Annotated in this window: 10 protein-coding genes; 6 read left to right on the top strand and 4 right to left on the bottom strand. The window is 50.0% G+C overall.

From position 1 onward, the window contains the following. Window positions 1-10 precede the first annotated feature (10 nt). Complete coding sequence (locus DW350_RS18815) at window positions 11-1,507, top strand: CoA-acylating methylmalonate-semialdehyde dehydrogenase (RefSeq protein WP_115720412.1); 1,497 nt, start codon at window positions 11-13, stop codon at window positions 1,505-1,507. A 122-nt stretch (window positions 1,508-1,629) separates the two neighbouring features. Continuing rightward, window positions 1,630-2,397: an IclR family transcriptional regulator gene (locus DW350_RS18810; RefSeq protein ID WP_115720411.1), complete on the top strand. Its 768-nt coding sequence runs from the start codon at window positions 1,630-1,632 to the stop codon at window positions 2,395-2,397. A 24-nt stretch (window positions 2,398-2,421) separates the two neighbouring features. On the opposite strand, the gene DW350_RS18805 is transcribed toward DW350_RS18810, so the two are convergent. The 3 genes from DW350_RS18805 to DW350_RS18795 are packed head-to-tail and all read right to left on the bottom strand — an operon-like array spanning window position 2,422 to window position 8,154. After that, window positions 2,422-3,861 carry an efflux transporter outer membrane subunit gene (locus tag DW350_RS18805; RefSeq protein ID WP_115720410.1) on the bottom strand — a complete coding sequence of 480 codons (1,440 nt, stop codon included), beginning with the start codon at window positions 3,859-3,861 and terminating at the stop codon, window positions 2,422-2,424. 12 nt (window positions 3,862-3,873) lie between these two features. After that, entirely contained in the window at window positions 3,874-7,011 is a 3,138-nt protein-coding gene (locus DW350_RS18800; RefSeq protein ID WP_115720409.1) for an efflux RND transporter permease subunit, read from the bottom strand. A gap of 3 nt (window positions 7,012-7,014) precedes the next feature. Further along, window positions 7,015-8,154, bottom strand: a complete 1,140-nt coding sequence (locus tag DW350_RS18795; RefSeq protein WP_115720408.1) for an efflux RND transporter periplasmic adaptor subunit — start codon at window positions 8,152-8,154, stop codon at window positions 7,015-7,017. 363 nt (window positions 8,155-8,517) lie between these two features. Between DW350_RS18795 and DW350_RS18790 the strand changes: the two genes are divergently transcribed. Together DW350_RS18790 and DW350_RS19570 are read left to right on the top strand one after the other, a co-directional pair. After that, window positions 8,518-8,853, top strand: coding sequence for a hypothetical protein (locus tag DW350_RS18790; RefSeq protein ID WP_152033016.1), 336 nt, complete (start codon window positions 8,518-8,520; stop codon window positions 8,851-8,853). Window positions 8,854-8,994: 141 nt separating this feature from the next. Next, complete coding sequence (locus DW350_RS19570; protein ID WP_192954748.1) at window positions 8,995-9,168, top strand: hypothetical protein; 174 nt, start codon at window positions 8,995-8,997, stop codon at window positions 9,166-9,168. Between the two features lie 36 nt (window positions 9,169-9,204). On the opposite strand, the gene DW350_RS18785 is transcribed toward DW350_RS19570, so the two are convergent. After that, window positions 9,205-11,190, bottom strand: coding sequence for a winged helix-turn-helix domain-containing protein (locus DW350_RS18785; RefSeq protein ID WP_115720406.1), 1,986 nt, complete (start codon window positions 11,188-11,190; stop codon window positions 9,205-9,207). A gap of 222 nt (window positions 11,191-11,412) precedes the next feature. On the opposite strand from DW350_RS18785, the gene DW350_RS18780 reads away from it, so the two are divergent. Both DW350_RS18780 and DW350_RS18775 read left to right on the top strand, forming a co-directional pair. Beyond that, a complete protein-coding gene (locus DW350_RS18780; RefSeq protein ID WP_115720405.1) occupies window positions 11,413-12,102 on the top strand; it encodes a helix-turn-helix transcriptional regulator in 690 nt (229 codons plus the stop codon). Further along, window positions 12,102-12,659, top strand: a complete 558-nt coding sequence (locus DW350_RS18775; RefSeq protein ID WP_115720404.1) for a hypothetical protein — start codon at window positions 12,102-12,104, stop codon at window positions 12,657-12,659. Before DW350_RS18780 ends, DW350_RS18775 begins: the two co-directional genes overlap by 1 nt. Window positions 12,660-12,673: the final 14 nt, after the last annotated feature.

The following is a 12,673-nucleotide window of genomic DNA, read 5'->3' as shown; positions in this document are numbered from 1 at the left end:
GAGAATACTGATGAACACCATTGGACATCTGATTAATGGCCAAGTACGCGTTGATGGCAGCCGCACTCAGGCCATTTTCAACCCCGCCACTGGCCAGGCTGAAAAGCAAGTTGCCCTGGCCCCGAAAGCCACGGTGGAAGAGGCTATTGCTGCGGCGCAGGCGGCTTACCCGGCTTGGCGCAACACCCCGCCTATCAAGCGGGCGCGGGTAATGTTTCGCTTCAAAGAACTGCTTGAGCAGCACAGCGATAAAATCTGTGAACTTATCGGCCAGGAGCACGGCAAAATTGTGCATGACGCCGCCGGTGAGTTGCAGCGCGGCATCGAGAACGTCGAATATGCCTGTGGCGCCCCAGAGCTGTTAAAAGGCGAATTTACCAAGAATGTAGGGCCGGCCATTGATGCCTGGAGCGAAATGCAGCCGCTGGGCGTGGTGGCTGGCATTACCCCTTTCAACTTCCCGGTCATGGTGCCGCTGTGGATGTTCCCGATGGCGCTGGTGTGCGGTAACACCTTTGTGCTTAAACCCTCTGAACGTGACCCATCAGCCACCCTTTTTATTGGCCAGTTGCTGCACGAAGCCGGTCTGCCAGCCGGTGTCTTTAACCTGGTTAACGGTGATAAAGAAGCGGTGGATACGCTGCTTACCGACCCACGGGTGCAGGCGGTTAGCTTTGTTGGTTCAACCCCGGTGGCTGAATACATTTATGCCACCGCCAGCAGCTACGGCAAGCGCTGCCAGGCGCTGGGCGGCGCTAAAAATCACGCCATTGTGATGCCCGATGCCGACATGGACAACGTGGTGAACTCCTTACTGGGCGCCGCCTTTGGCTCCTCGGGCGAGCGCTGTATGGCGTTGTCGGTGGCGGTGGCCGTGGGTGACGCAGCGGCCGATGCATTGATTGAAAAAATGCAAACCGGCATGCAAGGCCTGAAAGTGGGCGCTTACCACGATAAAAACAATGATTTTGGCCCGGTGATCACCAAGGCTCACCAGGAAAAGGTGGTGGGCCATATCAGCAGTGCCGAGGCCCAGGGGGCCAAAGTAGTGGTGGATGGCCGCGGCGTAAAAGTGCCCGGTTTTGAGGACGGCTTTTTTGTCGGCGCCACCTTGATTGATAAGGTTACGCCAACAATGGACAGCTACCAGGCCGAGATCTTCGGGCCGGTATTGCAAGTGGTGCGGGTCAACACCATGGAAGAGGCCATGCAGCTTATTAACGACCACGAATACGGCAATGGCACCTGTATTTATACCCGCGACGGTGAAGCCGCCCGCTACTTTAGCGACAACATTCTGGTGGGCATGGTGGGTATCAATGTGCCGTTACCGGTACCGGTGGCCTACCACAGCTTTGGCGGCTGGAAGCGTTCCCTGTTTGGCGACCTGCATGCCTATGGCCCAGACGGAGCGCGTTTTTACACGCGCCGTAAAACCATTACCCAGCGCTGGCCGTCGGCCAATGTGCGTGAAGGCGCTGAGTTTGCGATGCCAACCATGAAGTAAATCGCACTCCCCCGCGAGTTAGCCGCCTGATGGCGGCTTTTTTTATTGCCGGCAACAGCTTGCTTGCGACAAACCGCGGAAAACGCGACCATTAACCGACTTTCACCGTTGCAGGTAAGCCCTTGACCACCAAACGCGATAAAGGCTCCGCCATTAACCGGGTGCTGGAGATCATTGAACTGGTCGCCAATGCCCAGTCGCCACTTTCACCGGCTGATATTTCCCACGCCTTGGCGATCCCCAAACCCAGCGTGCATCGATTGCTGGCGCAGCTAAAGCAGGATGATTTTTTACAAATAAACCTGCGCGGGCTGTGGGAGCCGGGTAACCGCCTTTATCAATTGAGCATGGGGGTCTGGCATGCCGAGCGTTTCAAAAATGCCCGTCAGGCCATCATGCATCGCTTGGCGTCAGAGGTGCATGAAACCTGCGGTATCTCCATTCCGCAAGGGTTGGAAATGGTCTATTACGACCGGGTGCAAGCCAACTGGCCGCTACAGATTTACTTGCCTGAAGGTAGCCATACCCCGGTGTGGTGTACCTCATCCGGCAAACTGTATTTGGCGTCTCTAACCAAGGCCAAACGCCAAAAAGTGCTGGAGGTGCTGCCGATAACCGCGATGACCCGCAACACCATTACCGACCTTGACGCCCTTAACCAAGAGCTTGATAGGATTGCTAAATCAGGCATTGGCACCGATAACGAAGAGTTTATCGACGGCATGGTGGCTTGCTCGGTGCCAATAAAGGATGGCCAGGGCCGCTTAGTGGCCTGCCTTTATGTGCACGCCCCCTCGCTCAGGGTGAGTTTTGATAAATTGCTCGAATTTGTGCCGCACCTGCAGCAGGCGGCAGCAGAGCTGGCCAAGCTTGATGACAGTGAAATATAAAAAAAGGCGCCCAAGGCGCCTTTTTTATTGGCTAACCGGCTTTTCATCTTTGGTGCCGGCCAAGCCGCCACCGAGAACCCGGTATAAGGTAACCCGGTTACTGAGCTCGGTCAGGCGGGTACTTATCAAGGTTTGCTGGGCGCTATAAAGGGTGCGCTGGTAAGTGAGCGCGTCCTCAAAGCTGTCGATGCCAGCCTTATAGCGTTTGAAGTACAGGTCATAACTCTTCTGGGCAGCACTCACTAAAGCGCGCTGGGCCGAAAGCTGTTCTTCAATGGTGCCGCGGCGCGCCAGGGCGTCAGCGGTTTCCTGAAAGGCGGTTTGCAGCGTGTACTGATAGGCGGCAATGTCTTTGTCGCGCTCGGCCTTGGTGTACGCCACCTCGGCGCTGTTGGCGCCCCAGTCAAAAATGGGCAGGGTGGCACTGGGCGCTACCGACCAGATATGGCTGGCGCCGCCACTAAACAAGTCTGACAGCGCCGAGCTTGCCAAGCCGCCGCTGGCGGTAAGGCTAAGGGTGGGAAAGTAAGCGGCGCGGGCCACGCCTATGTCGGCATTGGCCGCTTTTAAGGTGTGCTCGGCGGCTAACACATCGGGGCGCTCCAGCAACACTTTTGACGAAATGCCTGCTGGCACCTGGGCCAGCCAGCCACCGTCGGTTGGCAAGTTGCCGGGCAGCAGCGCTGCGTCCAGGCTTTGGCCTACCAGCAGGTTCAGGGCGTTAATGTCCTGTGCGACCTGGGTTTGGTAGCTGGCAACATCAGCGCGGGCGCTTTGGTAGGTGGTTTCAGCCGAGCTTAAGTCCACCCGTGAGTCTACCCCCAATTCCAGCCGCTTTTTGCTGATGGCCATGGTTTTCTGGGCACTGGCAGCGGTGTCTTGCGCCAGCTTCAACAAGCTTTTATCGGCGGCCAGAGTGAGCCAGGCCGTGGCGGTTTCGCCAATCAGGGTGATTTTGGCGGCGCGGGCGGTTTCAGCGCTAGAAAGGTAGGTTTCCAGCTCCATCTTGGTCATGTTGCGGGCTTTGCCGAACAAGTCAATTTCGTAGCTACTGAGGCCAAGGGTGGCCTCGTAGCTGGAGCTAATTTGGCCGTCGCTACTCTTTTCACGGGTACCCGAAACACCGGCGTCTATTTCCGGGAACTGGTCAGCGTATTCACCTTTGTAGGTAGCGCGAGCGGCGGCGACATCGGCCACGGTTTGTGCCAGGTCGCGGTTATTGGCCAGAGCCAGCGCTATCACCTTTTGCAGCCGCGTATCTTGCACAAAGTGCTGCCAGGGGACTTGGGCGGCGGATTTGCCGTTGGCACCTTGTTGGTAAGCCTTGTCATAGGCTTCGCCTTTGGGCAGCGCTGTGGGGATAGCGGCGTCAGGTTTTTGATAATCGGGCGCCAGGTTACAGCCCGCTAAAAACAGCGGGCTAACAACGAGGAGACAAGCCAGTTTGTGTGTTTTAAAGGTCATCTGCTGTTCCTCTTAAATATCATCGTCTTCATAAACCGGTCGGCGGCCTGGGAAGGCACGGCGGACCAGTACGAAGAACAGCGGTACCAGGAAAATGGCCAGCAAGGTGGCGGTTAAGGTGCCGCCCACCATGCCAGAGCCGATGGAAATTCGGCTGTTGGCACCGGCGCCGGTAGACACCGCCAGTGGCAAGGTACCGAAGATAAAGGCCAGCGAGGTCATCAAAATGGGCCGCAGGCGCAGGCGCGCTGCTTCCAAGGCGGCATCGAAAGCGGATTTACCGTTTTCATAAGCCTCCTCGGCGAACTCGATGATCAAAATGGCGTTTTTCGACGACAAACCAATGGTGGTTAGCAGAGCAACCTGGAAGTAAACGTCGTTCTCAAGGCCGCGGATGGTGGCTGCCAAAGCGGCACCAATCACCCCAAGTGGGATCACCAGCAGTACCGAGAAGGGCACTGTCCAGCTCTCGTAAAGGGCGGCCAGACACAAGAACACCACCAAAATGGAAATGGTGTAAAGCAAGGTGGCTTGGCCACTGGATAGCTTTTCCTGGTAAGACAAACCACTCCAAGCGTAGCTAACGGCCTTACCTGGCAAGGCGTCAGCCAAACGGGCGATTTCGTTCATGGCTTCGCCGGAACTGATGCCGTTACCGGTCCCTTCCAACTCAAAAGAAGAGCTGCCATTAAAGCGGCTTAAGCTTTGTGGCCCCGAGGTCCATTTCACTGAAGCAAAGGACGAGAACGGTGTCATGACATCGTCACCGTCGCTGTCGGTACCGCGAACGTACCAATATTTCAGGTCGTCTGGTGAAGATCGGTATTTGGCTTCGCTCTGCACGTAGACCTTTTTAACCCGTTCGTTATCGAGAAAATCGTTAACGTAGCTACCCGCCCAGGCGGTAGACAAGGTACTGGTGACGTCGGAAAGGCTAAGACCTAACGCCGATGCTTTGGCGTCATCAATGTTGACTTTCAGCTGCGGCGTGTCGGTTAAGGTGCCTTCGCGAATACCGGTTAACAGCGGATCTTTACGGGCATCTTTAATGAGCTGCTCTTTTAGCTCGGTGAGTTTGTCACGGCTGGTACCGGCAGCGGCCAGCAACTGGAAGCTAAAGCCGTCGCTTTGGCCAAGGCCGTGTACGGCTGGCGGTGTCATTGCAAAAACCCGGGCATCGCGAATTTTGCTCAAGTTGGCCATAGCCCGCATCGCCACGGCGTTAGCGGTGTTTTCCTCGCCTGGGCGTTGGTCCCAGTTTTTCAAGGACACAAAAGCCATACCGGCGTTTTGACCGTTACCGCCAAAGCTAAATCCCGACAGCGTGAACAGGGTGTTGAGGTTTTTCTTCTCGTCGGTCAGGAAGTAGTTTTCAACCTGTTTGGCTACCGCCATAGAGCGTTTGATAGAGGCGCCAGTGGGCAGGTTGAACTGCACCATCACATCGCCTTGGTCTTCGGTGGGCAAAAAGCCGGTAGGCAGCCGCACCATCAAGATGGCCAGCAGCGCCACAATAACGCCGTACACCAGCATCCAGCGCACCGGCTGATGGACCACTTTGGTGACCCGGCCACTGTATTTGGCCAGCATGGCGTCGAAGGTGCGGTTAAACCAGCCGAATAAGCCCTTGTTGGTGTGGTCGGCGTCATGGGCCTTTAACAGCGTGGCGCACAAGGTCGGGCTTAAGGTCAGTGCCACGATAACCGACAGCACCATCGATGAGACAATGGTGATCGAGAACTGGCGGTAAATAACGCCGGTAGAACCCCCGAAAAACGCCATCGGCAGGAATACCGCCGACAGCACCACGGCGATACCAATCAGGGCGGAGCTTATCTCCTTCATTGACTTAATGGTGGCGCGGCGCGGGTCGAGCTTTTCTTCTCGCATCACCCGCTCTACGTTTTCCACCACCACGATGGCGTCATCCACCAACAGCCCTATCGATAGCACCATACCGAACATGGTGAGGGTATTAATGGAGTAGCCAAATACCGACAGCACCCCAAAGGTTCCCAGTAGCACCACCGGTACGGCAATAGCGGGGATAAGCGTTGCTCGCCAATTTTGCAAGAACACAAACATCACCACCACCACCAGCGCGATGGCTTCAAAGAGGGTTTTTACCACTTCTTCGATGGAGACCTTGATAAAGGCGGTGCTGTCCTTGGGGTAACCAATTTTGTAGCCGGCCGGCAGTGTTTTTTTCATGCTGGCGATGGCGGATTTAACGCGCTCGGCGGTGCTAAGCGCGTTGGCACCAGGCGCCAGCATGATGGCCATACCGGAGGCAGGGTGGCCGTTAAGGCGGGCAATAGAGTTGTAGCTTTCGCTACCCATTTCGACCTTGGCCACATCGCTCAGCTTAACGTCGGCACCTTTGTAGTTGTGCTTAACGATGATGTTGCGAAACTGCTCGGGCGTTTGCAGCATCGACTGGGCAGTCACAGTGGCGTTAAGTTCCTGGTCGTTGGTGGTGGGCATGCCACCAATGCTGCCGGCAGCCAGCTGCGCATTCTGTGTTTCAAGAGCGCTGGTAATGTCGGAAGGCATTAGGTCATAGGCGGCCAGTTTGGTTGGGTCCAGCCAGATACGCATGGCGTGCTGGGCTCCAAATACATGCACGTCACCCACACCGTCGAGACGGGCGATGGTGTCTTGCATGTTGGAAGCCAAGTAGTCGGCCACATCGTTTGAGGTGGCGCGGTCGGTGGAATCGTACAACGCAAAGATCATCAAGAAGTCACTTTGCGACTTTTTAACGGTGATGCCCTGCGACTGAACCGAGGTGGGTAGCCGTGATTCCACCTGTGATACCTGGTTTTGCACCTGTACCTGGGCGGTGTCAGGGTCGGTGCCCTGCTCAAAGGTTACCTTGATGGAAGACTTGCCGGCCGAAGAACTGGTGGACGAGAAATACAGCAGCCCATCGATACCGGTTAATTGCTGCTCTAGTACCTGGGTAACACTGTTTTCAACGGTTTTGGCATCGGCACCGGTATAGGTGGCAGATATGGAAACGGTTGGTGGTGCCACGTCGGGATATTGCGCCACCGGCAGCGTATTGATGGCGAAGACCCCCGCCATCATGATGATGATCGCAATCACCCACGCAAAGACGGGGCGATCGATAAAGAAACGGGCCAACATCGGTTACTGGCCCCCTGTGCTGCTGTCGAGTTTGACGGCAACGGCGTTAACGGCGTCGCCGTTAGTGACTTTGTCGGTACCTTCGACAATGAGCTTGTCGCCGTCATGCAAACCGGAAGAAACCACCCATTTGTCGCCAATGGCTTGTTCGGTAACGACCTCTACCCGCTTGGCTTTGCCATCCACCGCTAACCAGGCGTGAGCGCTGCCGTCGTTGTCGCGGATAACCCCTTGCTGCGGGGCCAAAATACCTTTTTTATCAACTGCTTCATTAATTTTTGCGCGAACAAACATACCAGGCAGTAATACCCCATTTGGGTTAGGGAACTCGGCGCGCAAGGTCACCGAACCGGTGGATTCGTTGACCGAGACTTCCTTCATTTGCAGCTTGCCCTGCAGCGGGTAAGTGGAGTCGTCCTCAAGGGTCAGGGTGACCGCAGCGGTACCTTTTTCTACGGTTTTGCGATCCAGGGTTTTACGCAGTTTTAAGAGTTCTTTGGAAGACTGCGTTAAATCCACATAAATGGGGTTAAGGGCGCGAATGGTGGCCAAAGCGTCGTCTTGGTCAGCGGTAACTAGGGCGCCAGGTGTATAGCTGGAAATACCAATAAAGCCTGAAATGGGGGCTTTGATTTTCGTGCGATCCAAGTCAATGCGGGCGCTTTCAACGGCGGCTTGGTAACTGGCAACGCTGGCCTTGGCGGCAAGGTAAGTGGCGTGGGCGTCGTCGGCATCTTGCTTCGAAACGCCTTCGTCTTGAAGCAGCGACTGGTAACGCTCGTCTTTGAGCTTATCGGCAGTGACCGTGGCCTGGGCATTTAATAAATTCGCCTTCGCCTGGTCGTAGGCTGCCTGATAGGTGGCAGGGTCCAGCTGATAGAGCAGCTGGCCTTTTTTCACCTGGCTGCCTTCGGTGAACAGGCGCTTTTCAATAATACCGCTGACCTGAGGGCGAACGTCAGAAGAGAGGGAGGCTGTCAGCCTGCCTTGCAGTTCGGTGTCCAGCGGGATAGTAGTTGCCTTAAGAGTGACAACGCCGACTTCAATTTTTGCTTGAGAGTGATGCTCAGATTTTTGGTCCTGGCAGGCTGCCAAGGTACAGGTCAGTGCCAGCAGGCCTGAAAGTAAGGTCAGTTTTGTCATATGAATCTTCGTCTTTGGAAGGCAGAAAAGCGCGCATCGATAGCTTGCGTGTTTCTTTCATCCCGGCCAAGCCCCATGCCGTAAAGTGATGTAAAGAAACGTATGGGAATCATTGCAGTTGTTTTCAATGTATACATCGCCAGCACGCTTTTTCGCCAGTGTCTTTATCGTTTGATCCCTACCGTTGGTAGATAATCGCCCAAAGGCCGGTAAAAACTGGCTTATTTGTGTACAGACAGCCATAGCTTAAACCGCTTTTGACGACTTTTCCTACGCTATAAAACGCATAGTGGAAGCACATTATGGCATTAGCATTAATCGCTGATGGCCAGCGGGTTCAATTCAGGCGTTGGGGAAGGCGAGATGGGTCTTTGGCAAAGGTATCAACGGCAAAAGCTCATCAAAGCAGCGGGCCGGATGCTGGCTAAGCAACGAAACCTGGCACAACAGAAGATCAGTGAGTCTTGGCACTGGGGAAATGTTGGCCATATTGAGTTAGCAGCCGTTCTTCAATGCCAACAGATACTGACTCTGGCACCAGATGAATCTATTGATGCCTTCCTGCTGCGATGCCAGCGCCAACTGGCTGCTCTTGCTGAACACTACCGCCAAAATTGTGATGATGAAGACGGTTATGGCCTGGGCACTGTTCGCTGCATCGAGATGTGGCTAGATACAAGCTACATCAATTGCAAATAAGGCACTGACTCATATCGAATTTTCTTCTACTGTTGGCGCCGACCTGCCGATAAGAGCAGGGCTTTTTTACAGGACGCTAGAGGCGCAAAGCAGATTTAATATTAGAAAGTATTAAAAATTTAAAGGTCATGGAGATTGATTATGCTCAAGAAATTTATTTTAATTATATCTATTGTTATGGGAGCTATTACCACACCAAGCGTTTTAGCGAAAACATCTTCCGGTGATGATTCTACCAACATTATTCAGTCTATTTCTTATTGTTTAAATGTGGGTAGTGATGCAATGCTATGCTTAATCACTAGAAGTTCATGATTTTTTATAGATGCCGGTATAAATAAGTACCGGCATCTATAATGTGAATATCTTCATTGAACTAGATAATACAGTGTTTGGTTTACTTTCAACTTCAACTATTAGTTTTTTATTCTTTATACGCATAGATATAAACCCTTTAACTCTTACTTGGAAATGAGGCGTCTCTTCTCCTATTTTAAGACCATAGATTTCTTCTCCATAAGGCCTTGATATAGAAAACCATATATTATGATCATCATCGACTACCCATTGAGTATCGTCTGTTAAGGGCAATAAGCCACTAACCGTAGAGCTATGCTCATTATCACTTTGTGTCTTGAGTTTATTGTCTCTACTATCAACCCAATAAAGTTTATTCTGTAATTTAAACCTAAAACGCTCATTTAATGCGATGGTTGTCAGTTTATTTTCACCGTAATTCCATAGCAACGTTTGCCAGCCGGCTTGAGTTTCTACTATGAGCCAGTAGGCAGGCATGTTGGGAACTGCGATAGCCTGCTTTACGTTACTTCTAAAGTTAGTATTATATTCTATGACTCCTGATGAAGAATTTAATATGAATAGTTGATTTGATGCTGACAATAATATTGATTTATTCTCATTGTTCGTATCCAACATTTTTATTGGAACATTACTTTTCAGGATAATACTATTACTATTTTCTTTTTTAAGAAAATAATTTGAATTCTCTACATCCTCGTAAATTTCTTTATTATCTCCAATATACTTCCTATTAGGATCTTGAGAAATAGACTTAATAAACGTTATTTTGTTTTCATTGAGTAGGTAGGTATTTTGATACCTTTTAATATCAATGTTATTATCATTTAGAGATTGCACATTTTTATTAGTATTAAAGCAAAAATCAATAATTCTATTTTTTATCGTGACGTTTGGTCTAACTTCAAATTGAGTTATTTTTCCAGTGTGAGAATCTAAAGAGAACAGCTTGTGCTCTGTTGCTATTTTCAATAATGAACCATTCCATTTCAATTGGATAATGTTCTCTGGGAGTGTATTATCTCTTAATTGTAAATGCCGTTTAATATCAACCAGTCTAAGTATAGAACCTGTGGAACTATTCTCTGTAAGAGCTAATATTTTTTTGTTAGGTGATAATGCTGCAATAAAAGGAACATTGCTATCGGTTTCAGGTATTATTTTTAGAGATAAACTTTTAGTATCAAACAGATAAGATAAGAATTTATTATTGTTATCTTTTTTCATAGTAATTAAGAGTTCTGTTTCTGAAACCCTAGAGATATGACTAAGAATCTCACAGTCAATTTTTACTTCTTCAGTGCTATTTTTTATTTTCGATATTTTTAACAATCCGCATTTATCTTTATTTTGCCATCCAACCCAAACACTATCTCCTGAAGAAAATGGATACATTAAAGGATTACTTGAAGACCTGATAATATGATCTTCATCGCCACCATGTTTCCTGTAAAATAGTTGATATCTCATATCGCTTGATGAGAAACCCACATAGGTAAGATCACCACTATTGAGATCACGGCTTATAAATAAAACGTCATTTTGGTCTAATGTCTCAAGCCTAAAAAAAGTAGCTTTAAATAGAACAACAATTATAGAAATCAATAATAGATAGAGAAAATAAAAACCAATTTTTTTTAGAATAGGCTTTTTTTTCTTTACTTTCGGTCGTAATTGACTTTCTGGTACTAAGTCTTCAGTTTCTTCAACATCACAAACAAACTTATAGCCTTTCTTAACTACCGATTTGATGTAATGAGCGGGTTCTCCCTGGTCGCCTAGCAGTTTCCTCAACTTGCTTATGGCGCGTCTGACTGCAGAGTCACTGACAACACGGCCCGCCCAAACATTGTCATGCAGCTCTTCCAGGGTGACGTAGCGATCCCTGTTCTCAAACAAATAGAGCAGTATTTCCTGAACTTTGGCCTCTAGGCTCACCTCCTGCTGGTGTTCATCCAACAGGGTCTTTTGTTCAGTATTAAGGTAAAAACGCCCTATTTTAAACACGCCATGTGCCAATTGAGTCCTCTATAACCGTATTATTATCAGAAGTTGTTGAAAGGGTAAATGCTACGGTAGTCTTGTTGGTAAACCATTTTTTATCAATGACTTACGTTTATTTTAAGCGTGTGACCTTTGTGTGACCAACAAAAATCACCTCGAAATCCGCTGTTGTGTGTAGATGCGTGGAAGCGGTCTCTCTAGTGTAAAGACCTGTTGGAACACACAGAGGAAAGGCACATGGAACAGCAGCATTTTGGTCATCTTATCTCTCAAGCTAGAACCGTTGAGAGCCGAGCAGAATTGAGTAATTGCCTTGCCGAATTGAGTAAGGAATTGGGGGCCAGTCATTACTGGTTTGCACTGCACCGCCCGTTGACGCTCACCCGCCATGAAGTACTTAGCCTGCATAACTTGCCCTTTGAATGGGGCGCTAGCCTAACGCAAACCAAAACCTCGGAATGTCCGGTTGCCCAGTATGCATCTGACCATACTCTGGTCACACCTTTGCTGCCTTTGTTAAAAGCCAACTTCCAATCGGCTATTAGAAACGAAAAGCTGGCAGCTATGGTAAGTCCGGTACATGGGGTGGGATTGTCTTACGGCAGCTTGACGTTGTTTTTTAATCACAGCGAAGATGCCAAACGCTTTGCCTATGAGGTAGATAATCTGGCCGCTCTTTTTGCTGTATATCACCAGCAGGCAAACCGTATTCTTTCAGATGAAGCAGAATATCCGAAGTTAAGCCCTAGAGAAAAAGAGTGCTTAAAATGGGTTTCGGAAGGAAAAACCACTTGGGAAGTGGCAAAGATCCTCAATATTGCTGAAAGAACTGCCTCCTTTCATTTAAATAATGTTTTGGCTAAAACTCAAAGTGAAAACCGTAATCAGGCCATTACTAAATTGCTGCTCAATGGAAGTATTTTTTGATGTCAGCGGGCCAATTAATCGAACGCTTTGCCAAGATAAGCTTCGCTATTTTATTAATGGTGTTGGTCACTGCTGTGTTTTTAAAAACCAGCTTAGGGCAGCGATTAATTGGCTTTTTTTTCAGTTCGCCAGCCACATTTTCACCGTTAGTGGAGGAAGAAAAAAGTCACAACCTGCACAAGCGGTTAGATCTAACAGTGCCAGTGGTGGTGGGTAGTTTACACACTCAGCTCGGCCAAGTTTTAACGAGAAAAGCCCTGGTTATGCCCTATGTTGAAGGTTGCCCCCCTTGTGAAACGTTAATTAATTACATGGGTAAGCAAGAGCACGTACCGTTTTTGGTGATCACTTTTGCCGGTGAAACACCTCCCAAGCCGGCGCAATTAGCCAATACCGACATGGTGATAGTGAAAACCCATCTTGCCCCAAAACAACTTTACATGGATGCCAAGTTATCGCCGGTGCTCTATGAAATAAATGACGTAGGTGCTATTACCGCTAAGCATCTTGGCTTCTCTGAGGGGGCACTTAAGGTGCTGATTAACCGTTACCGATAGCCAGTAAGAGGTTT

This window comes from Gallaecimonas mangrovi (assembly GCF_003367375.1).
In the GTDB taxonomy this organism is placed as follows: domain Bacteria; phylum Pseudomonadota; class Gammaproteobacteria; order Enterobacterales; family Gallaecimonadaceae; genus Gallaecimonas; species Gallaecimonas mangrovi.
The sequence above is the reverse complement of the archived record's forward strand: the minus strand, read 5'-3'. Positions and strand labels throughout refer to the sequence as shown.